At 54.4% G+C, this 22,337-nt stretch carries 19 protein-coding genes; 8 read left to right on the top strand and 11 right to left on the bottom strand.

Annotation, left to right across the window (positions count from 1 at the left end; genetic code table 11):
• Nucleotides 1-259 precede the first annotated feature (259 nt).
• From QWJ10_RS17530 to QWJ10_RS17520, 3 genes are all read left to right on the top strand, one after another.
• Nucleotides 260-955, top strand: coding sequence for an HAD family hydrolase (locus QWJ10_RS17530; RefSeq protein WP_289928433.1), 696 nt, complete (start codon nt 260-262; stop codon nt 953-955).
• A gap of 86 nt (nt 956-1,041) precedes the next feature.
• On the top strand, nt 1,042-2,421 hold the full coding sequence (gene dbpA, locus QWJ10_RS17525; RefSeq protein WP_010796089.1) for an ATP-dependent RNA helicase DbpA: 1,380 nt from the start codon (nt 1,042-1,044) through the stop codon (nt 2,419-2,421).
• A gap of 470 nt (nt 2,422-2,891) precedes the next feature.
• Nucleotides 2,892-4,052, top strand: a complete 1,161-nt coding sequence (locus tag QWJ10_RS17520) for an acyltransferase (RefSeq protein WP_289928431.1) — start codon at nt 2,892-2,894, stop codon at nt 4,050-4,052.
• 258 nt (nt 4,053-4,310) lie between these two features.
• On the opposite strand, the gene QWJ10_RS17515 is transcribed toward QWJ10_RS17520, so the two are convergent.
• The 4 genes from QWJ10_RS17515 to QWJ10_RS17500 all read right to left on the bottom strand — a co-directional run bounded on the left by QWJ10_RS17515 (nt 4,311) and on the right by QWJ10_RS17500 (nt 9,564).
• Nucleotides 4,311-5,522, bottom strand: coding sequence for an NAD(P)-dependent oxidoreductase (locus QWJ10_RS17515; RefSeq protein ID WP_289928704.1), 1,212 nt, complete (start codon nt 5,520-5,522; stop codon nt 4,311-4,313).
• A 495-nt stretch (nt 5,523-6,017) separates the two neighbouring features.
• On the bottom strand, nt 6,018-7,493 hold the full coding sequence (locus tag QWJ10_RS17510; protein ID WP_019367325.1) for a lipid II flippase MurJ: 1,476 nt from the start codon (nt 7,491-7,493) through the stop codon (nt 6,018-6,020).
• A gap of 294 nt (nt 7,494-7,787) precedes the next feature.
• On the bottom strand, nt 7,788-8,807 hold the full coding sequence (locus tag QWJ10_RS17505; RefSeq protein ID WP_289928428.1) for an SDR family oxidoreductase: 1,020 nt from the start codon (nt 8,805-8,807) through the stop codon (nt 7,788-7,790).
• 79 nt (nt 8,808-8,886) lie between these two features.
• The gene (locus QWJ10_RS17500) at nt 8,887-9,564 is read right to left on the bottom strand and encodes a phosphoribosyltransferase family protein (protein ID WP_289928426.1); all 678 of its coding nucleotides are present in this window, start codon (nt 9,562-9,564) and stop codon (nt 8,887-8,889) included.
• Between the two features lie 184 nt (nt 9,565-9,748).
• Between QWJ10_RS17500 and QWJ10_RS17495 the strand changes: the two genes are divergently transcribed.
• Both QWJ10_RS17495 and QWJ10_RS17490 read left to right on the top strand, forming a co-directional pair.
• Nucleotides 9,749-10,231 (top strand): GreA/GreB family elongation factor, encoded by a 483-nt coding sequence (locus tag QWJ10_RS17495; protein WP_289928424.1) that lies wholly within the window; start codon nt 9,749-9,751, stop codon nt 10,229-10,231.
• Nucleotides 10,232-10,334: 103 nt separating this feature from the next.
• A complete protein-coding gene (locus QWJ10_RS17490; RefSeq protein WP_289928422.1) occupies nt 10,335-10,595 on the top strand; it encodes a YebG family protein in 261 nt (86 codons plus the stop codon).
• Here QWJ10_RS17490 and QWJ10_RS17485 read toward each other — a convergent pair whose 3' ends face one another.
• A complete protein-coding gene (locus tag QWJ10_RS17485) occupies nt 10,596-11,108 on the bottom strand; it encodes a M48 family metallopeptidase (protein ID WP_289928419.1) in 513 nt (170 codons plus the stop codon).
• Nucleotides 11,109-11,366: 258 nt separating this feature from the next.
• On the opposite strand from QWJ10_RS17485, the gene QWJ10_RS17480 reads away from it, so the two are divergent.
• Entirely contained in the window at nt 11,367-13,580 is a 2,214-nt protein-coding gene (locus tag QWJ10_RS17480; protein ID WP_289928417.1) for a M48 family metallopeptidase, read from the top strand.
• Between the two features lie 52 nt (nt 13,581-13,632).
• Here QWJ10_RS17480 and fba read toward each other — a convergent pair whose 3' ends face one another.
• The 6 genes from fba to QWJ10_RS17450 form a co-directional block, all read right to left on the bottom strand.
• Nucleotides 13,633-14,697 (bottom strand): class II fructose-bisphosphate aldolase, encoded by a 1,065-nt coding sequence (fba, locus tag QWJ10_RS17475; protein ID WP_010796099.1) that lies wholly within the window; start codon nt 14,695-14,697, stop codon nt 13,633-13,635.
• A 149-nt stretch (nt 14,698-14,846) separates the two neighbouring features.
• Nucleotides 14,847-15,044, bottom strand: coding sequence for a hypothetical protein (locus QWJ10_RS17470; protein ID WP_010796100.1), 198 nt, complete (start codon nt 15,042-15,044; stop codon nt 14,847-14,849).
• Nucleotides 15,045-15,049: 5 nt separating this feature from the next.
• Complete coding sequence (locus QWJ10_RS17465; protein ID WP_010796101.1) at nt 15,050-16,213, bottom strand: phosphoglycerate kinase; 1,164 nt, start codon at nt 16,211-16,213, stop codon at nt 15,050-15,052.
• Nucleotides 16,214-16,239: 26 nt separating this feature from the next.
• Nucleotides 16,240-17,283 (bottom strand): erythrose-4-phosphate dehydrogenase, encoded by a 1,044-nt coding sequence (epd, locus tag QWJ10_RS17460; protein WP_289928413.1) that lies wholly within the window; start codon nt 17,281-17,283, stop codon nt 16,240-16,242.
• A gap of 422 nt (nt 17,284-17,705) precedes the next feature.
• Nucleotides 17,706-19,703, bottom strand: coding sequence for a transketolase (gene tkt, locus QWJ10_RS17455; RefSeq protein ID WP_019367318.1), 1,998 nt, complete (start codon nt 19,701-19,703; stop codon nt 17,706-17,708).
• 118 nt (nt 19,704-19,821) lie between these two features.
• The gene (locus QWJ10_RS17450) at nt 19,822-20,061 is read right to left on the bottom strand and encodes a hypothetical protein (RefSeq protein WP_289928409.1); all 240 of its coding nucleotides are present in this window, start codon (nt 20,059-20,061) and stop codon (nt 19,822-19,824) included.
• Between QWJ10_RS17450 and QWJ10_RS17445 the strand changes: the two genes are divergently transcribed.
• Together QWJ10_RS17445 and metK are read left to right on the top strand one after the other, a co-directional pair.
• On the top strand, nt 20,060-21,043 hold the full coding sequence (locus QWJ10_RS17445; protein ID WP_289928407.1) for a metalloregulator ArsR/SmtB family transcription factor: 984 nt from the start codon (nt 20,060-20,062) through the stop codon (nt 21,041-21,043). The two genes, QWJ10_RS17450 and QWJ10_RS17445, sit on opposite strands and share 2 nt — an antisense overlap.
• A gap of 102 nt (nt 21,044-21,145) precedes the next feature.
• Nucleotides 21,146-22,336 (top strand): methionine adenosyltransferase, encoded by a 1,191-nt coding sequence (gene metK, locus QWJ10_RS17440; RefSeq protein ID WP_010796109.1) that lies wholly within the window; start codon nt 21,146-21,148, stop codon nt 22,334-22,336.
• Nucleotide 22,337 lies beyond the last annotated feature (1 nt).

Genomic DNA, 22,337 nt, shown 5'->3' with positions numbered 1-22,337 from the left:
TCCTGTCTCCGCGTGGAGACACAATCCATGAACAAGGCAGAAGCGATTACACTACGTCGAGGCAGTGCCTTTTGCCCATACCCTAGCCTCACTTTAAATAATTTGTCTCCTGTCTCATGTACAACGTGGCAGGCAACCCAGCAGTGCAAGCCAATGATCAGCGGAGCGCTGTTTGCAAACGACCTGTTATCCAGACAGGCTCAGTGTCCCCTCCTCTTGTCTGCGGCCATACTGGTCAGCCGCACTAAGGACGTCTTTGATGAAACCACACGTGATCGAACTACTCATCAGCGACTGTGATGGCGTACTTGTCGACAGTGAAATCCTGTCGGAGCGCATAGTCATGGACGAGTTGAGCCGTCACGCCCCCAGAACGGAGCTCGAAAAATTGCTTGAGGGTACGTTCGGACTGACGACGCGCGATATTATCCAGCGGGTTGAAGAGCGCTTTGGCATTACCCTCCCTGAAGGCATTTACAAGGATATTCGCACTCGCGCCGAGCAGCTGATTGCAACGCAAGTCGAGCCCATACCCGGTGTCAAAGAGGCTCTCGAACGCATTGACCTGCCGCTGGCCGTTGCCTCAAATAGCCAACGCCACAGCGTAGTATCCTCCGTGGCGCGTGCAGGGCTGACCGAGCGCGTTGCCGGTCATATCTTCAGCGCGGATATGGTGGAGCATCCCAAGCCGGCACCCGATGTCTATCTGCTGGCCGCCCGTACCATGGGCGTATCACCGGAAAACTGCCTGGTGATCGAGGACAGCGCCACGGGCGTTCGCGCAGCGCTGGCTGCCGGCATGCGCGTGATCGGTTTTACAGGTGCAAGCCACATTCCTCCCGAGCACGGTGAAACACTTAGACGCCTGGGCGTGACAGCGCTGATCAGCCATATGGATCAACTGCCGCAGCAGGTTGCCGCCCTGCGGGAAACGGCCACCAGCGGACACGCCTGACGGCTATCTCTTGCGACCAACCGCATTAGCCCCCATCGAGCGGCCTGTTACACTGCACGTTTTATTTTGCATGCTGCAGGCCCTCCGTGACCGCTACCTCCTTTACCACCCTTTCACTTTCCGATGCACTGCTCGGCAACCTGGAGTCGCTGGGTTATCAGCAGATGACCCCCATCCAGGCCCTGAGCTTGCCGGTTATCCTGAAAGGGGAAGACCTTATCGCCCAGGCCAAGACCGGCTCGGGTAAAACGGCCGCCTTTGGTCTGGGTCTGCTGAATGGCCTTAATACCCGATATTTCGGCTGTCAGGCACTGGTACTCTGTCCTACACGTGAGCTGGCAGATCAGGTCGCTCAGGAAATACGCAGGCTGGCGCGATCAGCCGACAACATCAAGGTGCTGACGTTATGTGGCGGGGTCCCTTTCGGACCACAAATCGCTTCGCTCGAACACGGCGCTCATGTGATCGTTGGAACACCGGGCCGTATTCAAGAGCATCTGCGCAAAGGGACGCTTTCTCTTGAAGGGCTGAATGTCGCTGTACTCGATGAAGCGGACCGGATGCTGGATATGGGCTTTCATGACGCTATCGCCGACATCCTTGGCCAGACCCCGACACGACGCCAAACCCTGCTGTTTTCTGCGACCTACCCCTCAGGCATCGAACAGCTAGCGAGTAACTTTCTACGCAACCCCAAGACCATCAAGGTCGAAGCGTTACATGACGATACCCGTATCGAGCAACGTTTCTATGAAATAGACCCGCGCCAGCGACTTCAGGCGGTTCTTCAGCTGCTTCAGCATTTTCGGCCTCAGTCTTGCGTTGCGTTCTGTCATACGCGCCAGCAATGCCAAGAGGTTGTCGACTACCTGAAGGCGAACAAGATCTCCGCGCTGGCCTTGCACGGGGATATGGAGCAGCGCGACCGCGATCAGGTTCTTGTACAGTTTGCCAATCGCAGTTGCACGGTTCTGGTAGCAACTGACGTGGCTGCCCGTGGAATCGATATCGCCGGCCTTGAAGCTGTCATCAATGTGGAGCTGTCCCGTGATGCCGATATCCACATTCATCGAATCGGCCGAAGCGGCCGGGCTGGCGAAACCGGCATGGCCTTCTCCCTGGTAGCACCTGCAGAGGCCGGTCGCGCGCAAGCCATTGAGGACAAACAAAAGGCGCCGCTGAATTGGCAGTCCATCGATACGCTGACGCTGGAGAACCCTGCCCCTTTGGTACCTCCCACGGTCACACTTTGCATTGCTGGCGGCCGTAAGGAAAAAGTCAGACCTGGCGACGTCCTGGGCGCTTTGACAGGTGAAGCAGGTATTCCCGGAGACAAGGTCGGAAAGATCACCGTTCATGACTATCAGGCCTATGTTGCCATCGAGCGCGACACAGCACGTCAGGCCCTGAAGCGGTTAAGCGAGGGCAAAATAAAGGGGCGCTCTTTCAAAGTGCGCATGCTGTAACTCGACAGCAGCCGGCGGATCACTGTCGGCTGCCTTACTCAACGGAAAGCACCATTTCCAGGCAAATCGAAAAACTCATAAAAAACAACCTTTCAATTGCGAAAAAATATTTCGCCTTTTTACCCTTCCGGCTGAACTTGCTAGGCCAAAGTGATCAAAGATCAGGCTAACGCTTAGGTGGCTAACCTAATAATTCTAGCGGTGTCGCATATCTGATTGATCGACGTTGTACCGCCACGTGAAACGCAAGCAATGAGTTCTATTCATCACTTCGTAACGTTCGTTTTTGTTACCTTGAAATAACCTCTTCTAGATAGCTGTGACCACGCCGTCAAACAGGCTGCTTTCCGGTACGCCTGCGGGGTCGCCACTTCGCTCTAGGCGGCAGCTTACTTCAAGGAAAGTAAAGGCCATCCGGCTTTTACCGAAGCATGAATATCGACTATGACTGGTAAGGACGAGACAGTCTGATGAGAAGATTTACCGTACTCGATAGCTTTCGTGGCCTTTGTGCTTTGGCTGTTGTTCTTTTTCATACGTACGTTGTAAACAGCTTTGCGGAAATGAGCCTGTTTACCAACGCTTACCTTTTTGTCGAATTCTTTTTTGTGCTTAGCGGCTTTGTCCTCTACCACACCTATGGTCATAGACTTTCCAGTCTCACCGACTACAAGAACTTTTTCATCAATAGAACCCTGCGCCTCTACCCTCTGCATCTCACGATGCTTGGAGTCTATGTAGCGCTGGAATGCGGAAAGTACCTGGCTGAGCGCAAAGGCCTGCACTTCAATGACGGTGCCTTTTCCGGCGCAACGGCGCCTCACGAGTTTCTCCCTAATCTCCTGCTGGTTCAGGCCTGGCTCAATAACACCATTACAGGCTCATTCAATTACCCCTCTTGGAGCATTAGTATTGAGTACTACATGTACCTCCTCTTTGGGGCTATTCTGATTCTGGCTCGCAGAGGCCATCTCAAGATCTTTGCGCTAATTTCCCTGCTCTCGTTCATTGTCCTGTGCCTGCCGGAGTCGCCTCTTAAAACGGGCATCCTCAGAGGCTGCTCCTGCTTTTTTGCCGGCGCCTGCACGTATGTCATCTTTACCAAGATCAAGGATTTTCAACTCAGCGCATTAAGCTTTACGGTGCTTGAAGTACTCAGCGTTGGCATTACCTATGCCGTTATCGTCTCTCATCTTGAGTACAAGGGTATTATTGCAAGCGTACTGTTCTGCTGCCTGATTCTGGTCTTCTCGTTCGAAAAAGGCTCTGTCTCACGCATCCTGCAAGGTGAATACTTTGTAAAGTTGGGTAACCTGTCTTTTTCAATCTACATGACTCACGCCGCTATTCTTTATATATTCAAAAGTGCTGCCATCGTATTGTCCAAAGTAACAGGCAAAGAACTTACAACGATGCTGCCGTCGCATGACACTCCGGCAGATCTGATCAAATACATCACGACTGGTGGCGCTGTAACGGATGATCTGGTTGTCTTGGCACAGCTCATTACCGTAGTACTGGTCTCCCGATATACCTACCAGTACATAGAACTCAAAGGCGTAGCGATAGGTAAACGCTTGACCCGCAAGAAAGAAGCTACCACGGAAGCCCTACCTAACGGCTCAATCTGATCTCTTTGCATCCTTATAAATAACCGGCTCTATTACAGCCGGTTTTTTATTGCCTTTAAGCCAGCATATATCTTTAACCCGATAAACAGAATTTGAGAGCATCTTATAATTTACCAAGCCGCTGCTTCGGCCTTTAACAAACCAAAACCAGTAGTAATTTATTAAGCAGATATGTGTCCGTCTCTAACTACTGTAAAAGCGCAGACAATAAAAAACCCTGTAATGCTTGCCGCATTACAGGGTTTCTTCAGCGCTTAATTAAACAACTGGGATAGTTCCAAAACCTTCATCAAGCCCTTTGCCGAAAGGAAATGCCTTGCGAGGTTCGTTGGCATTCAACAGGCCCGGCATTTGAGCCTGAATAACGGCTCGATGTTGTTCAATAACAATGTCCAATGCACGGCTAGGCACAAGTTCGATGTCATCAAACGTAATCACCTGGCCCGGCGCAACAGCACGTTTGAGGACGGAATGCTTCAGCAAGCCGATCGGTAGATGATCAGGGTTTTCCGCAATCTTGACGGCCTCACCGCGCACTTGGAAGCCACCAATACCACGTTCGATGATGTCACCTGCCTTCATCGGGTTCTTAACGACAGCAGCGACACTCAATGTGGGAGTCGTCGAGTTGTTCAGCAAAACGCCACCACCCGCGACCACACGGCGAATCGTCTTGCCGACCTCCAACGAGCAGAGATGGTAAGGACGAACGAGCACATAGTAAGGACCAGCACCCAACTTGAAGTATTCGATCGCAGGTGCCTGATCTTCATCATGGCGGCACACCACAAACACGCCGCCAGCAGGATAACCGCTCGGTACGACATAGTCGACGATAGGCTGACCCAGCTGCTCAGCCATCTGAGCCAACACATTGGCCGTCTCGTTCAAGTTAGTGGATTTGAGGCCTTCCAGTCCCTGACGCGTAATAGTAGCGCCGAAGCCGTTGCCTACGACTACCTGTTCGATCTGCACCTTGGTGCCATCGGTAAACGAGGTTGTCTGATCGATACTGATACCCTGGCGCTTGGCCCAGTACGCCATGTCTTCCGGCTTAGGGTCCAGGTTCAGATAGCCCTTCATGTTGCCGTATACGAGGGGTTTGAAGCCCATCTGTATGGCATCTTCATGCAAGGCAGCCAACGAACCCGGCTGATCTCCTTCAGCCTCTGTCAGGAAGCCTTTTCCGGCCAGATAGGAGCCTGTGGTGACCTGCAGTTCAGCATTGATGGTCACCACCTGCAAACCTGCCTGAAAGGCGCGCTCGATGACCTCTGTACCGTGGTAGACATCACCACTGCATTCAACGATAAGGTCGGAATTGTCCAACACCTCATCCAGCGAATTGGTCAGGCACTCAGGAAGTGGAAAATCCGAAATAGTGTTCAGGCTACGGCGAGTAAAGACCTTGGAAATAACCAGGTCTTTATAATGCTTTGCAATCAACCTTACAAAGCAGCGGGAAATCATGCCTGTTCCGACAACGCCGACACGTTTTACTTGGAGGTTGGACATACGAACGAATCCTTTCAGAAGTGGTAGGTATGCAGCGAACAGAAGAGAAAGCGCTGCATATGTCGTAACTAGGAGTTTGAATTAGTTGGCAGCAAGGCCTTGGCGATTGCCTACAGACATAACGCGTTCACAATCGTGCTGTAGGACACAAAGCTAGTTTAAAAAGTTCCTAGTTGCTTGTTTTATTTCAAAAAATTACTGTCAAAAAGAAAGCGCCAATTTATCTAACGGAATTAATCCTTATAATTCCAGTGGATTAATTAATGCTCTAGATCAAACTACTGCCCGCACAAGCTCGCAAAGCACTTTAAATTAACCCTAAAGCGCTATAACCAGCCTAAATCAAATTCTTAATTTAAATAGCGAATAAGTTTAAAATTGTGACGATTGCAAGACAGTGACCGATAAGGAATTCGCAGGTTAGCTGGTCCCTCAGCTAACCTGTCAGATTTAGGCTGTTTTTACAGCGGTCCAGTACGAGCGCTTGAATAGGTCACGCTCACCCAGAACGACCAGACAGACCAGCAGGCACAGCAGCAAGGCCACTATGTAGGCCACCAACTCTACAAACCCGTCAGGCTGAGGGCTTACATACAGCGTGGCAAACGTAACGGCCAGGGCAGCAGCCGTCCAACGGGCAAGCACTGCAACGCTTAATCCCTTGGGTGATGCTTGATAAAGGAAATAGGCCATGCATAGCGCTTGCACGAAAAAGCCAATCGACAGTGAATACGCAAGGCCATTGGCACCGTAGATCTTGTACAACACAGCATCCAGCAGCACCGTCAGAGCGGAACTGACCAAGGTTATGATGAGGAATGCACGCCCCCTTTGCTGAGCCAGCAAGGCACGTCCCCAGATCAGAGCGAGTCCCATCCAAGGCAGGCCAATAGCGTAAGCCACCACCAGCGAAGCCGTAGCCTGTGTCTGGGCCGCGCCAAATGCACCGCGCTCAAGCAAGACCTTGACTACAGGCTCAGGGAAAGCGATCAGTACCACCGAGGCAGGCACCAGGAACAGCAACGTTGCCAGTGAGGCCTTGCGGGATACAGCATTGAAACGATCGTGCTCGGAATCTGCCCAGCTTTTCGCCATGTCTGGAAACATGACAGCCAGAACCGACAGCGCATAAAGTGTAAGCGGGATGGTAACGATGCGATAAGAGAACGAGAGCATACTGATCGTCCCTTCAGCCAGGAAGGAAGCGAAGAAGCGCTCAGCCAGCATGCATCCCTGCTGTGCGCCTGCGGCCACCAGCACGGGCGCAAAGGTCAGCACAAACTCGAAGCCTCGACTTTCCAGCTTTCCTTTTACTGCTCGGCCAGTCAGATAACCAATCCGCTGATGCTGGATAAAAATCAGTATCACCTGCGGAATCAGCATGCCTGCAAACAGGTAGATTCCGCTGGGATAGAACGCATAAATGCCAATGATGGCGCCTAGATTCATCGATACCGTACGCGCCATCGGCAGGATGAAGATCCGGTCAAGACTCAGCAGTGCTCCCTGACAATACAGGATGGCCTGTACGAAAATCAGGAAGGCGCCTACGGAAAATACCAGCAGTCCCGCATTGACCTGATCAGCCGTCCAGCCGGGCGCCAGTGCCTTGAGTACCCAAGGGCTGCCCAGGGCTGCACACAGTGAAACCAGAAGACCAAACAGCATGACTCGCCAGTAGAGCCACCGACTGGACAGGATGAACTGATCCTCACTTTCTGATCGTATGCGTTGCAGGTAGGGAATCATGGCATCGCGTAACGCGAGGCCGAAAAAATTCTCGAAGAACAGCGGCAGGATCATCGCAACGAAGATGAGGTCCGTTTCCCAGCTAAGCCCGAATTCCTTGGCGATCAACAGATCACGCAGAAAGCCGAGAAGAAAACTCGCAACAGTGATGAGAAGGATAATTACGGTCTTCTTCATGTTTCTTTCCTAGAAAAATTACATCCATACCAAGCCCGATCGCTTGCAAGAAACACAAGGCATTTAGTCAAGACACAGCAGGCTTCGGACTCGATACCACAGCACGGGCTTACCGGCTCCCGTATAAGCCTCCCGGAGCAGATATCACACGTCCGGGATTTTGCTGCTGCACTGACAACGCAATCCTAAAAATATTTCGTAACATTCCTAAAATTTAGGCTTTTCCTGCTCATACCTGGCTGGCGCACACAAAATCTGTGCGCCAGTCTCCATTTAACGAGCAGTCGTTGGCGATCATTCAGCCTTGCAGGCCCTGATAAGCCGCCAGCCACTATAGAGAGCCAATCCCACCGCTCCAGCCAAAGCCGCTGTCTTGGCAGGCTGCTGGCTGGCCTGGGCATACAGACTGTGGCGAAACATGGGACCGGGATTACGTCCCCTTGTAGAGCCACTAGTGACAGGTTCGTACAACGCATCTGACGGGAAAGCATCGGCTGTTTTACTCTGCTGAGCTGCGAACAGCGTCTTTATAGCTATCCAGTCAAATAACCGTGGCGTCAGTTGAGCCGCCCGAGTTATGAGCTTGCTGTTCCCGATGTACACATCCCGCTTGGGCCGCTCAGCGGCGCGCAGGATTGCCCGGGCGACAGTTTCCGGGACATAGGTCGGGGCCGGCAAGTGAGGCGTATGGGCCAGGTAATTCCTGGCCCTGTCGTTAATGGGCGTGTTTGTTGAGGAAGGCCTGATCAAGGTCACGGCTACAGGCACATTGTCGTGGCGAAGTTCTATACGCAAAGCATCCGTGAAGGCTTTGACGGCATGTTTGCTGGCGGTGTAGATACCTTGCAAGGGAGCAACGGCTTCCGATAAGGCACTCCCCAGATTGATCAGGGTTCCACCTTGCCGCTGCCTAAAGTGTTCGACAGCCACCAGTGATCCATTGACCACGCCCCAGAAGTTCGTTTCAAATACTTTCTTGAGGTCAGCCTCACTTACTTCCCAGAGCCGCCCCCATACCAGTGTGCCTGCATTGTTGACCCAGGTATCAAACCCATCAAACCGCTCGACTGCCCTTTTTGCCACTTGCTCCAGATCAGCTCGATTGCCTACATCGGCGGCAACATGAATAGCCTGTGCGCCCCACTGCTGACTGAGCTCATGCTGAAGGGACTGCAGAGCAGCTTCATCACGTGATACCAGTACCAGCTTCGCGCCCTTTTGAGCAGCCATTCGGGCAGTTGCCAGACCAATACCGCTGGTGGCACCGGTAATAACGATCGTTTGCTGATGTAACGGCTTGGGTACAGGTTTCATTAAAAGGCTCCAATAGTCATCTATTCCTATCGGAGCCTTTCAAGCCCTTCAGGATTCCTTCAACCGGATATATGGATGATCAGACGCGGCTATCTGAACGACACCTTGCCAGCAGGGATAGGACGTCCTGGTCAGAAACCGGACAAGAATCCTGATAGTAGGTCTCGATGTGCTTGACGACATCGGGCGTCGCCAAGCAGACCACGTCATCAGCCAGTGCTTTGAGCCCCTCGGTGACGTCTGCAGGCCCAACGGGGGCCGCCCATACCAGACGTGCAGGCGCAGCCTCGGCCAATGCGAACAGCGCAACCCTGGCAGTGCTACCCGTCGCCACGCCGTCATCCACCACAATGACTGTACGACCGGTAATCACCATTGGATCGGTATAGCCGCGGTACAGCCGCCTGCGCCGCTCGATACTGTCTATCTGTCGGTCCCGCTCCGCCTCGAACCATCCGGCTGGCGGGTTGAGATACTCCAACATTGCCTGGTTTGCTACCCACCGCCTGGCAGCCCCATCAGTAACAGCCCCCAACGCCATATCCTTGTTACCTGGTGCGCCGATCTTGCTCACCATCAGCACATCCAGAGGCGCCTTCAATTCTCTGGCGACCTGATACCCCACCGGGACACCTCCGCGAGGTACTGCCAGTATGATGGGGTTATGGTGGATATACGGACGCAGCCGCGCAGCCAGCACCTGCCCTGCCTGGCTGCGATTCTTGTAAAGTACTGCCGGGCTCCATGCTGGTTTCATTGCCTGCCCTATGCCGTTCGGTCAGCCACCGATTGGTTGTTTACGGATCTCTACCTACCTATTTATAGACCCAAAACTAAAAATGACTCACCGGTCACAAATAAAACTCAGTAAGCCATCCAGAGATTTAGAAAGCGATTATCAACGCCTCACACTTTAGTTTTTGTCACGTACCGGCACCTTTATGACGAAACAGCAGCTCTACCAGCACATCGTGAATACATTGCAAAGTGACCTTCAGGCCGCCATAGCTGCCGCGCAGGCTGCGCATGAAACGGCGACACATGAAGAGAACGTAGCGGAAAACAAATACGACACTCGCGGACTCGAAGCGGCATATCTAGCGGCTGGCTATTCAAAGCGCATAGAAGAGATTCAGCAGTCCTTGCAGGCTTACCGTAATCTCGTCATACGTACCCACGAGGCGGAACATGGTGTTCAGCTGTCTTCCCTGGTCGTTGTCTGCGATACCGTAGGCAAGCAACAAACCTTTTTCCTAGGCCCGGCAGGAGCGGGTCTTAAAATCAGGACGGATACCGGAGACGTCATGGTGATCACACCCAATGCACCGCTCGGGCAGGCGCTACTGGGAAAAACCGAAGGGGAAGAGATCAGCCTTTCAATCGGCAGCACAAAGCAAATATTTGAAGTTGTATCAGTCGAATAAACAGGCCTTTCCGGGTTTTTCTTTGCTCAGGTGCTGGTCAAAGCCAGTCTGGAAAGCTATACTGTATATATAAACAGTAATGACGAAGGCGATGAGGTGATGAATGGCCGTCGAAGTCTTGTACCGCAGCAGCCGAGATCCGGAGCGCTTATTCATGGATAAAGCTGAAGCTGATCGCTATGACAAAATGCTGGAGCTTGCTGAGTCTCTGGCAGAAGTATTACAGAAAGCCGTACCCGATTTGACTGACAAACAGGCAGAAGATGTCGGTATCTACATGGCTCGTCATCGCGATCTATTCGCCAAGGCGTTCAAGAGTCAGCCCGATGTGCTAGCCGAGCTGAACGGAAAAGAATCTGTCTGATTACAATGTTGCCGAGGCTGCCTTTTCCTGGTCTCGCCAGAGCAGGAAAACACGCAGATCAAACTCGATCTGGTGATAACCCGGCAACATATGCTCGCATAACTGATAAAAGGCTCTGTTGTGCTCGTGCTCCTTTAGATGCGCAAGCTCATGGACCACAATCATTTTCAGAAACTCGGGCGCTGCCTCTTTGAACAAAGAGGCAATCCTTATTTCCTTTTTCGCTTTGAGCTTGCCGCCATGTACGCGTGAAATGGCCGTATGTAACCCTAGCGCTTTCTGCATCACATCAAGCTTTGCATCGTAAAGCACCTTGTCTATACCAGGCGCATTCTTGAGGTGCGTCTGCTTGATCTCCAGGGCGTAGGTATAAAGTGCCTTGTCGCTTTGTATGGAGTGAGACCCAGGATAGCGATTGGACAGGTATGTCTGTAGGCGGCCTTGTTCAAAGAGCAGACGAACCTGCTCCTGCAGTGAAGCCGGGTAGCCTTGCAGGTATTTAAGAGAAGCCATGATTGGTCGTGTCACTCGCTACCGTGGTGGGACCACTGACGCCTGAATAGTGAACCAGCCCACTATTGTAAAACACAGTCGACCTCCGCTCCTAAAAATGCGAGTCAGGTACAGCAAAGTGCCATCGAAACCGTGTAAAAGCGTGGGCAATCCTGTGGTTTATATCTGGCTGTTTCGCTGCAAATGCCGTGACGCTTGTCGTCTCTTTCATTCAGCGATCAGCATCGACCATACCCTCAGCGTTGCAATGGAATGCATATGTCTCATACCGACTTGGCTATAAGCGGAGAAGAGCTGACCCCGCGTGCTCCAAAGGATTTGGCTGCTGATCTCTTGCAGCAGATCGGCCTGGACGCTCAATCCGCTGAACCCGCCTCCTCTTCCCCTGCGGAAGCAACACACGCATCGAGTTCTGCCTCGCCTGCATTATCCGAGGTGCTACCGCGCTCACCCTTCAGCCTTTTGCACATGCTTCACCTCGTACTGGTTGTGACTGGGTGTGCAGCGATCGTGCTTTTCTACGTGGCGGTGGTTACCGTTATTGCCGCCCTCCTGTTCATAGCACTGCCTGCACTCGATGTACAAAGCCTGACCTCAGTTGAATTACCTGAATGGGGGCCTCTCGCAGTAAAGTCTTTCCTGGCCTGCCTGGGCGGATTCATCCTGTTCTTTACCGCAAAGCCTGTATTCACGGCTCGTCGTCGCGAGAAGCCAGCCGTCATTCTCGCACCAGGGCAGGATCCAGCACTCTGGGAATTCGTGGTTCCTTTGTGCACAGCCATGCAAGTGCGTACCCCTACAGAAATTCACCTGAGCAATGAAGTGGATGCCAAGGTCCACCTAGCTTCCGGCTGGAAAGGTCTGGTTAAAGGCGATCTCACCTTGACGCTGGGGCTACCGTTAGCGGCAGGCTTTTCCAGGCAACAGCTTGCCGGCGTCCTGGCGCATGAGTTTGGCCACTGCGCCCGGCGCTTCAATATGCGGTGCTACTACTTTATCAATTTCTGCAATACCTGGCTGGACCAGCGGGCCCACTTCAAGGACGCACTGGGTGAGCGCCTCAAGCACCTTAGCGAAGCTGAAACCTCGCGAGTGACCAACCTGGGTGTTCTGGTCGCTCGCATCGGCATGCGTCTGCCACGCCAGTTTCTGCACTATTGCTTTTTGCTTAGTTACCGCCTCTCCAAGCCTGCCTGTAAACGGTTGGAGTTAGAGGCAGACCGTTATGCAGCACAGATTGCAGGCAGCGATACGTTTCGCGCCGCCACCCTGCATCATCATGCGTTGCGCTGGGCATTCAGGCAGGCAGATCGCCAGAACGTGAGTACCTGGAGCGAAGGCGCGCTGCTGGCAGACATGCCACAGGCTGCTGCCCTGGGCGCCACCCGACTCGATATCGAGACGCAACGCCGCCTGGAGGCCAAGCTGCGCGACAGGCAACGCTATTGGCGTGTTCATCCTGCCGATGTCGAACGTATCGAGGCAGCAGAAGCCTTGGGTAGCACAGCGCTGATAACAGATGCGTCTCCTGCTACCGGGCTATTCGAATACTTCTCTCAGTACTGCCGACAAGTCACGACTGCGTACTATCAAAAACTTGGACTCGATGTGAGCCTAACTCAGTTTCGTGAAGCCAACGCAGCTACCTTCGATATGGACCAGAACAACGAAACTGCCTTTCTAAACAGGTGGACGCTGGGTCAATGGGCTGACCTGCCCTGGCTTCCTCTGCATGCGCCTGCCGGTAAAGAAAAGGCCACCATGGACTGGGCGGCCGTCATCTCGGCCTTGAAAAACCGCACAGAGGAAACAGGCCTCAACTGGCAGCATGCACAAAAAGAAGTGCAGCGGCGCTTTACGTTAGCTTATTGTGATGAGTTGAACGCTCATCAGATCACAAACCATATCCATGGCGTAAACACGTTTGATCCAGAGCGTTATCTGAACGAGTACAGGAATATCGATACCTGGCAAAGCCCGGCTCGTACCGTCATGAGTGACGTGGCAGCGCTGCTCCGCCAGCGTATCGACCTGACGCTCAAAAGCCATCATCCGGGGCATGCACAAGCCCGCGACCTGGCCCAGTTGCTGTTTTCCCTCACCGAGCTCTATCCCGATTATGAGCGACTGCGCGAGTCGCAGTTATTGGTCAAGGAATACAACAGTCTTCATCGTCTACAAGGCAGCATGCAGACCCACCAGCTTAGCCACTATGCGCTTCTGGACTTCCGGACCCGGACACAACGCCTGGTAAAACAAGCCGAAGCCATCAAGCAATATATCTTGCCCGGCGAGAGTATTGGCGGTTACCTCAAGCAGCAACATCCCTACCTTGAAGCCGAAGCAGGTCCCCTCCTCGACTTCTACCAGAAAAGTGATGCCTTGCTTGAAGCGTTTACCTATTGCTATCGATACACCTTCAACCTGCTTGCCAAGTGGTGTCTTGAGGCTGAAGCCGCCAAGGGACTCTAAATTGCAGCCAATAAAAAGCCCGCATCGAGGCGGGCTTTTTATTAAAGCGTGATCAGTTGACCTTGGGGTCCAACTCACCCTTTGCATAACGCTCGAACATTCTGTCCAGCGAGATCGGCTTGATCTTGGAGGCTTGGCCTGCAGTACCGAACGCTTCGTAGCGAGCGATACAAACATCACGCATGGCCGATACCGTCTTCGCCAAGTATTTACGCGGATCGAACTCGCTGCGATTCTTCGCCATGAATTCGCGAATCGCACCGGTAGAGGCCAGACGCAGGTCGGTATCGATATTCACCTTACGAACACCGTACTTAATGCCCTCAACAATCTCTTCGACCGGTACACCGTAGGTTTCCTTGATGTCACCGCCATACTCGTTGATGATGGCCAGCCACTCCTGAGGGACGGAGCTGGAGCCGTGCATGACCAGATGAGTATCTGGAATGCGTGCATGGATCTCCTTGATACGCTGGATGGAGAGCGTATCCCCAGTTGGCGGCTTGGTGAACTTGTATGCACCGTGGCTGGTTCCGATGGCAATTGCCAGGGCATCAACCTTGGTAGCCTGCACGAACTGGGCAGCCTCTTCCGGATCAGTCAGAAGCTGGCTGTGGTCCAGTGTGCCTTCAGCGCCTACACCGTCTTCCTCACCCGCCATGCCGGTTTCCAGGGAGCCCAGGCAGCCCAGCTCACCTTCTACCGAAACACCGCAGGCGTGGGCAAAGGCAACGGTTTGCTGAGTAACGCGCACGTTGTATTCGTAGTCAGAAGGTGTCTTGCCGTCTTCTCTTAGAGAGCCGTCCATCATGACCGAGCTGAAACCCAGCTGAATGGAACGCTGGCAAACGTCCGGGCTGGTGCCGTGGTCCTGGTGCATGACTACGGGAATGTGTGGAAACTCTTCAACGGCAGCCAGAATCAGGTGACGCAGAAACGGCGCACCTGCGTACTTACGAGCACCTGCAGAAGCCTGCACAATGACCGGAGAATCGGTCTTGTCGGCTGCTTCCATGATGGCCCGCATCTGCTCGAGGTTGTTAACGTTGAAAGCTGGTACGCCGTAGCCAAACTCGGCTGCGTGGTCCAGCAGCTGACGCATGCTGATGAGTGCCATGGTGATCCTATCTCCCGGTATGGACCTATTATGTTTTCAGCCTGCACCACTGGCAGGCTGTTTTTCAAGCAAGAGCAGCGCACTGCTCTTGCTGTATCGTTTAACTCGTCAATTTCGAGTGATCACTCGGTCCGCAGACTACGTCCCGCTTAACGGCAACCATCCGCACTTGTTGTCTGATCGGATGCACCGGTTGTCGTGGCTACCCGCTCATCATTCTGGCCGGTGGGTGTTGCAACGGAGACCGGTGGCGGCGAGAAAGCACGACAGGCCTTGTCGGATGTTGCTCCGGCACAGCCAGCCAGCATGAGGCAACTAAGTACAGAAAAAGCAGCGAGACGTATCATGGCGGTTATCCTTTAGCGCGTTGTTCCAGGACTTCGACCGCCGGAAGAACCTTTCCTTCCACGAACTCAAGGAATGCACCACCGCCAGTGGAGATATAGGAGATCTTTTCACCTATACCGTACTTGTCGATAGCCGCCAGGGTGTCGCCACCGCCAGCAATCGAAAATGCCTCGCTGTCAGCAATGGCTTGAGCCAGCACTTTGGTGCCATTACCGAACTGGTCAAACTCAAAAACGCCGACCGGGCCATTCCACAGAATAGTCTTGGCCGATGTGAGCAGCTGGGCAAATTGCTTGGCCGTTTCTGGGCCGATGTCCAGAATCATGTCGTCATCCGCAACATCGCTGATGGATTTAACCGTTGCTTCGGCAGACTCAGCAAATTCCTTGGCGACGACCACGTCGACCGGCAGAGGCACGCTGACCTTGGCAGCAATGGCCTTGGCCGTATCGACCAGCTCGGCTTCGTACAGAGATTTGCCTACCTTGTGACCAGCAGCAGCCAGGAAGGTATTGGCAATACCACCGCCTACAATCAACTGATCGCAAACACTGGACAAGGAATTCAAAACGTCCAGCTTGGTAGAGACTTTAGAGCCCGCCACGATGGCAGCCATTGGACGCGCGGGCGCCTTGAGGGCTTTGCCCAGCGCATCCAGTTCGGCGGCCAGCAGCGGACCGGCTGCGGCCACTTTCGCAAACTTGGCAACACCGTGGGTAGAGCCCTCAGCACGGTGAGCGGTACCAAAGGCATCCATGACGAACACATCGCATAGCGCGGCATACTGCTGAGCCAGCTCATCAGCGTTCTTTTTCTCGCCCTTGTTGAAGCGTACATTTTCCAGCAGAACGATATTACCCGGCTGTACATCAACACCGCCCAGGTAATCCGTCACCAGCGGAACCTCACGATTCAAAGCCTTGGACAGGTATTCCGCTACAGGCTTCAAGCTGTTCTCGGCGCTCGCCTCACCTTCGGTCGGTCGCCCCAGGTGCGAGCAGACAATAACAGCAGCGCCCTTCTCCAATGCCAGCTTCAGCGTCGGAAGCGCGGCGACCAGACGAGCATCGCTCTTGATCTGTCCATCCTTTACGGGAACGTTCAGGTCCTCGCGAATCAGGACACGTTTACCGTTCAGATCGAGGTCGCTCATTTTCAACACGGACATGTATGCAATCCCTTCGTTGTGCTTGTTCAGATCGGCTTGGCGACGCGCAAGAAATGACTTGCCACGTCGATCATGCGGTTGGCAAAGCCCCATTCATTGTCGAACCAGGCCAGCAGATTGACGAGCCTTGGCCCCGATACACGGGTTTGACTGCCATCAACGATGGCGGAATGAGGATCATGATTGAAGTCGCAGGAAGCGTGCGGCAACTCGGTGTAGTTCACCAGATGCTGCAAAGGGCCACCCATCGCAGCCTCGCGGAGCAGACCATTAACTTCCGAGACAGTGGTATCACGCGAAACATGACAAGTGATATCCAGCGCCGAAACATTTACGGTCGGTACACGAATGGCCTTGGCCTGAACGCGCCCCGCCAGCTCCGGCAACAGGCGCTCGATTCCACGATCCAGCCCTGTAGAGACCGGAATGATCGACTGAAAGGCCGAGCGGGTACGGCGCAGATCATCGGCGTGATAGGCGTCGATCACGGGTTGGTCATTCATGGCTGAATGAATCGTGGTTATCGAGACGTATTCAAGACCCACGACTTCGTTCAAAAGTTTCAACAGCGGCACGCTGCAATTGGTGGTGCAGGAGGCATTCGAGACAAGCTTCTCAGTACCGCGCAAGCTGCCCTGATTGACGCCATACACAATGGTGGCGTCTACGTCGCTTTCGCTGGCCATCGGTTGGGAAAACAAGACGCGGGGCGCACCGGCTGCAAGAAAACGCTCACCGTCTGCACGGGTGCTGAAGGCGCCAGAGCATTCGAGAACCAGATCGATGCCCAGACGCCTCCAGTCAATGTCGTCAGGATTGGCGCAGCGCTGCACATGCATGCTGCAGCCATTGATACGCAAGCGATCCCCTTCTATAGCAACTTCGCCGGGAAAACGTCCGTGAGTCGAGTCGAAGCGTGTCAGGTACTCCAGACTTGGCAGGTCAGCCAAGTCATTCAACGCCACGAGTTCGAAATCAACCGAGGCGCTGCGCTCATGTAGCGCACGGACCAGGCACCGACCGACACGGCCGTAGCCATTGAGCGCAACACGATAAAGAGAATCAGCCATGAAAGTGGGTTTCGGTGTCCAGAATTGAATAAGCAATGGCTAGTGATGTTACAAGTGTAGCCTGAGCAATGACACACTACACAAGCCCTAAGTGTAGGCTTTCAGACAATCTAGGCGAGCGAATCCAGAAAAGATTAGCGTAGCCCGAAGCGAGTTTGCTGAAGATGCCGCTTCATTTGCAAAATAAAACACGCTTTTTCGTAGTCGATAGACGGATTGGCTACAAAATACTGGAACACCACGGTGTCGTTGATTCTAAAACACACTCTGAGATCATGAGTATGGCAAAAGAACCTTTCTCAACGATCTTAATGAGTAATTGGGGCTGGTATTACAAAAATAACGGTGTTTATCTGGTAAACAGCAAATAATAAAAAACGCCACGGTTCTCACCGTGGCGTTTTCATTACCTCACTGGAGAATCAGTCCTCAAGCAGCTCGTTTGCAACTGCCAGCACGTTATCCAGCGTGAAGCCGAAATGCTCCATCAGTGCCGGCGCCGGAGCCGACTCACCATACGTTGTCATGCCGATCACACGACCATCCAGGCCAACGTACTTGTACCAGTAGTCCGCAATACCCGCTTCAATGGCAATACGGGCACCGACCTCAACCGGCAATACCGATTGACGATACTCGGCGCTCTGACGCTCGAATGCGCTGGTGCAAGGCATGGATACCACGCGGACCTTGCGCCCTTCCGCGGTGAGCTTGTCGTACGCTTGAACAGCCAGCGACACTTCCGAGCCGGTAGCGATAAAGATCAGCTCTGGCTCACCTTCACAGCTCTTCAGCACGTAGCCACCGTGGGCAATGGCCGCTTCGGTTTCGTTGTCACGCAGGTGATGAGGCAGATTCTGGCGAGAGAAGATCAGCGCTGACGGGCCATCCTTACGCTCCAAGGCCGTCTTCCAGGATACCGCAGCCTCGACCGCATCGGCAGGACGCCAAGTGTCCAGGTTGGGCGTATAACGCAGGGATGCAATCTGCTCGACCGGCTGGTGCGTCGGGCCATCCTCGCCCAGACCGATGGAGTCATGGGTGAAGACATAGATGATGCGCTGCTTCATCAGTGCCGACATACGCACGGCATTACGAGCGTATTCCATGAACATCAGGAAGGTGCCGCCGTAAGGAATCAGGCCACCATGCAAGGCCACGCCGTTCATGATGGCGCTCATGCCGAACTCGCGTACGCCGTAATACATGTAGTTGCCGGAGGCGTCTTCCTCGACAACCGGCTTGCAGCCCTTCCACATCGTCAGGTTGGAGCCGGCCAGGTCGGCCGAGCCGCCCAACAACTCAGGCAGTAGCGGGCCAAAGAAGTGCAGGCAGTTCTGGCTGGCTTTGCGGCTGGCGATGGTTTCGCCCTTGGCAGCCACCTCACGGATGAACGCCGACGCCTTTTCATCAAAGTCAGCCGGCAGCTCACCGGCCATACGGCGGGTAAACTCGGCGGCCAACTCAGGATAAGCCTCAGCGTAAGCGTTGAATCGCTTGTTCCACTCGCTTTCCGCTTTAGAGCCTGCGTCCTTGGCGTCCCATTCGGCGTAGATATCCTGCGGGATTTCGAAGGCAGCGTGTTTCCAGCCCAGCGCTTCACGGGTGGCCGCTACTTCGGCGTCACCCAAGGCTGCGCCATGGGATTCTTCCTTGCCCTGCTTGTTGGGCGAACCAAAACCAATGATGGTCTTGCAGCAGATCAGGGTCGGCTGGTCGCTCTTGCGAGCCGTCTCCAGTGCCGTCTTGATTTCTTCCGGGTCGTGACCGTCGACGTTACGGATCACTTGCCAGCCATAGGCTTCGAAGCGCTTGGGCGTATCGTCGGTAAACCAGCCGTGGACTTCGCCATCAATGGATATGCCGTTGTCATCATAGAAGGCGATCAGCTTGGACAGGCGCAGCGTGCCAGCCAGTGAACAGACTTCATGAGAAATGCCTTCCATCATGCAGCCATCACCCATGAAAACATAGGTGTAATGGTCAACGATATTATGGCCTTCGCGGTTGAACTGCGCCGCCATGATCTTTTCAGCCAGGGCGAAACCCACTGCGTTGGCGATGCCCTGCCCCAGCGGGCCGGTTGTGGTCTCGACACCGGCGGTATAGCCGTACTCGGGGTGGCCAGGCGTGCGGCTGTGAAGCTGACGGAAATTTTTCAGATCGTCGATGGAGAGGTCGTAACCGGTCAGGTGCAGCAGGGAATAGATCAGCATGGAGCCGTGACCATTAGACAGCACGAAGCGGTCGCGGTCGGCCCACTTTGGGTTTACCGGGTTGTGCTTGAGGTAATCGCGCCAGAGCACTTCGGCAATATCGGCCATCCCCATAGGGGCGCCGGGGTGGCCGCTGTTGGCTTTTTGTACGGCATCCATGCTGAGCGCGCGGATGGCGTTGGCACGGTCACGACGACTGGGCATCGCTGATCTCCTGAAAGGGGGTCAAACGTTTAAAGGAAGTTTTATTGTGCCTAGCCGGGCACGCAGGAGCAATCCGAACGGTCATATCCAGCTTGGCTTCAGCCACGTTAATGGTTCGTCATGGCCTCGATTGCGTGATGGCCTCCGCCACCAGCTCCAGAAACCAGCGCAATGCAACAGAGGTGTCACTGCGCTCATGCCAGTGCAGCGTGACTTTAAAGCCCGGCGCGTCGAAGGGCAGGTTATATACGCGCAATGCATTGCTAAGCACCTCACCATGACCGGCCTCTTTCAATATCAAAACTTTTTGATGCTTCTCTTGCAGCTGGTCTCGGCGGCCACTAGACTGCGCACCCATGAACCATTTGCGCGTGCCTACATTTCGCCATGATGACTGCGACGAGCTGGCCGCGCTGTGCAAGGCGGGCGGTGATCCGCTGCGCCTGAATGTGTTACGTGCCTTGGCAAACGATTCGTTTGGTGTACTGGAGCTGGCTCATATCTTCGATACTGGGCAATCCGGGATGAGCCATCACCTGAAGGTACTGTCACAGGCGCGACTGGTGGCGACACGCCGGGAAGGCAACGCGATCTTTTACCGTCGCGCCCTGCCCCGGCTGGACGCCCTGGGTGGCGCGCTGCACGCAGCGCTGCTGGCAGAGGTGGACGGGTTGCAGTTGCCAGCTGAAGCGCAGGCACGTATTGAGGCTGTACATGCTCAGCGAGCCGAGGCCAGCCGGGATTTTTTCGCCAGGATGGCAGACAAGTTTCAGGCACAGCAGGATTTGATTGCCGGATTGCCTCAGTATCAGGAGAGCCTTCTGGCCCTGCTGGACACGATGGCTTTTTCGCCAGTGGCAACAGCGATCGAGATCGGGCCTGGAGATGGAGGATTTCTGCCTGAACTGGCAAGACGCTTCACGTCGGTCACGGCGATTGATAACAGCCCAGCCATGCTGGAGCTGGCGTGTCAGCGATGTGAGCGCGAGCAATTGAACAATGTGTCGCTGGTATTGGCCGATGCCTTGGACAATGCCTTGCTGAGCGCCGACTGCGTGGTCTTAAACATGGTGCTGCATCATTTTGCGGCACCTGCTGAAGCCATGAAATACCTGGCGGACTGGGTCCGTCCCGGTGGCAGTTTATTGATTACAGAGTTGTGCAGCCACGACCAGAGTTGGGCCCGGACGGCCTGCGGCGATCTCTGGCTCGGGTTCGATCAGGAGGAATTGGCCCGTTGGGCCGTTGCCGCAGGACTTGTGCCAGGCGAAAGCCTCTATATAGGTTTACGCAATGGCTTCCAGATCCAGATCAGGCATTTCGCCCGTCCTGGTTCGTAGAAGATGCATAGGGTTGGCAGCTTGTTTGTCCAATCCGCAAGAGTGACTGTTTTAGACATGGCCTTCGGGCCGCCTCACCCACCGGTATATAGGAACCGTTAGATGAGCGAATACTCCCTGTTTACCTCCGAGTCCGTGTCTGAAGGACATCCGGATAAAATTGCCGACCAGATCTCCGATGCGGTGCTCGACGCCATCATCGCAGAAGACAAACACGCCCGTGTAGCCTGTGAAACGCTGGTCAAGACCGGTGTAGCCATCGTTGCCGGTGAAGTGACCACCTCCGCCTGGGTAGACCTTGAGCAGCTGGTTCGCGATGTCATCGTCGATATCGGTTACAACAGCTCCGACGTCGGTTTTGATGGCGCTACCTGCGGTATCGTCAACATTATCGGCAAGCAGTCCGTGGACATCGCCCAAGGCGTTGACCGCAGCAAGCCGGAAGACCAGGGTGCAGGTGATCAGGGCCTGATGTTCGGTTATGCCTGTAACGAAACCGACGTGCTGATGCCTGCTCCGATCCGCTTCTCCCACGCACTGGTCGAGCGCCAGGCCGAAGCTCGCAAGTCAGGCCTGCTACCTTGGCTGCGTCCGGATGCCAAGTCCCAGGTGACCTGCCGTTACGATGGCAACAAGGTTGTAGGTATCGACGCAATCGTCCTGTCTACCCAGCACAACCCCGAGGTCAAGCACACCGACCTGCAGGAAGCTGTGATGGAGCTGATCATCAAGCACGTCATTCCGGCTGAACTGCTGCACAAGGACACCAAGTTCCACATTAACCCGACTGGCCAGTTCATCATTGGCGGCCCGGTGGGTGACTGTGGCCTGACCGGCCGCAAGATCATTGTGGACACCTACGGCGGCATGGCCCGTCATGGCGGCGGCGCGTTCTCCGGCAAGGACCCGTCCAAGGTTGACCGTTCTGCGGCATACGCGGGTCGCTATGTTGCCAAGAACATCGTAGCCGCCGGCTTGGCTGACCGCTGCGAGATTCAGGTGTCCTACGCCATTGGCGTGGCTCAACCGACGTCCATCTCGATCAACACCTTTGGCACTGGCAAGGTGAGCGACGAGAAGATCATTCAGCTGGTTCGCGAGCATTTCGACCTGCGTCCCTACGCAATCACCAAAATGCTTGATCTGCTGCACCCGATGTATCGTGCTACAGCGGCTTACGGCCACTTCGGCCGTACTCCCTATGAGATGACTGTGGGTGAAGATACGTTCACTGCATTCACCTGGGAGAAGACAGACAAGGCTGAAGCGCTGCGCGCGGCGGCTGGCCTGTAAG

This window comes from Pseudomonas sp. WAC2 (assembly GCF_030403525.1).
Classification (GTDB): domain Bacteria; phylum Pseudomonadota; class Gammaproteobacteria; order Pseudomonadales; family Pseudomonadaceae; genus Chryseomonas; species Chryseomonas luteola.
The sequence above is the reverse complement of the archived record's forward strand: the minus strand, read 5'-3'. Positions and strand labels throughout refer to the sequence as shown.

Coding starts and splice junctions, on each gene's coding strand:
- QWJ10_RS17480 (WP_289928417.1), top strand. CDS start 11,367: ATGTCTCATACCGACTTGGCTATAAGCGGAGAAGAGCTGACCCCGCGT.
- QWJ10_RS17490 (WP_289928422.1), top strand. CDS start 10,335: ATGGCCGTCGAAGTCTTGTACCGCAGCAGCCGAGATCCGGAGCGCTTA.
- tkt (WP_019367318.1), bottom strand. CDS start 19,703: ATGCCCAGTCGTCGTGACCGTGCCAACGCCATCCGCGCGCTCAGCATG.
- QWJ10_RS17445 (WP_289928407.1), top strand. CDS start 20,060: ATGAACCATTTGCGCGTGCCTACATTTCGCCATGATGACTGCGACGAG.
- epd (WP_289928413.1), bottom strand. CDS start 17,283: ATGGCTGATTCTCTTTATCGTGTTGCGCTCAATGGCTACGGCCGTGTC.
- fba (WP_010796099.1), bottom strand. CDS start 14,697: ATGGCACTCATCAGCATGCGTCAGCTGCTGGACCACGCAGCCGAGTTT.
- QWJ10_RS17470 (WP_010796100.1), bottom strand. CDS start 15,044: ATGATACGTCTCGCTGCTTTTTCTGTACTTAGTTGCCTCATGCTGGCT.
- QWJ10_RS17530 (WP_289928433.1), top strand. CDS start 260: ATGAAACCACACGTGATCGAACTACTCATCAGCGACTGTGATGGCGTA.
- QWJ10_RS17520 (WP_289928431.1), top strand. CDS start 2,892: ATGAGAAGATTTACCGTACTCGATAGCTTTCGTGGCCTTTGTGCTTTG.
- QWJ10_RS17505 (WP_289928428.1), bottom strand. CDS start 8,807: ATGAAACCTGTACCCAAGCCGTTACATCAGCAAACGATCGTTATTACC.
- QWJ10_RS17500 (WP_289928426.1), bottom strand. CDS start 9,564: ATGAAACCAGCATGGAGCCCGGCAGTACTTTACAAGAATCGCAGCCAG.
- QWJ10_RS17485 (WP_289928419.1), bottom strand. CDS start 11,108: ATGGCTTCTCTTAAATACCTGCAAGGCTACCCGGCTTCACTGCAGGAG.
- QWJ10_RS17510 (WP_019367325.1), bottom strand. CDS start 7,493: ATGAAGAAGACCGTAATTATCCTTCTCATCACTGTTGCGAGTTTTCTT.
- QWJ10_RS17465 (WP_010796101.1), bottom strand. CDS start 16,213: ATGTCCGTGTTGAAAATGAGCGACCTCGATCTGAACGGTAAACGTGTC.
- QWJ10_RS17495 (WP_289928424.1), top strand. CDS start 9,749: ATGACGAAACAGCAGCTCTACCAGCACATCGTGAATACATTGCAAAGT.
- QWJ10_RS17515 (WP_289928704.1), bottom strand. CDS start 5,522: ATGATTTCCCGCTGCTTTGTAAGGTTGATTGCAAAGCATTATAAAGAC.
- metK (WP_010796109.1), top strand. CDS start 21,146: ATGAGCGAATACTCCCTGTTTACCTCCGAGTCCGTGTCTGAAGGACAT.
- QWJ10_RS17450 (WP_289928409.1), bottom strand. CDS start 20,061: ATGGGTGCGCAGTCTAGTGGCCGCCGAGACCAGCTGCAAGAGAAGCAT.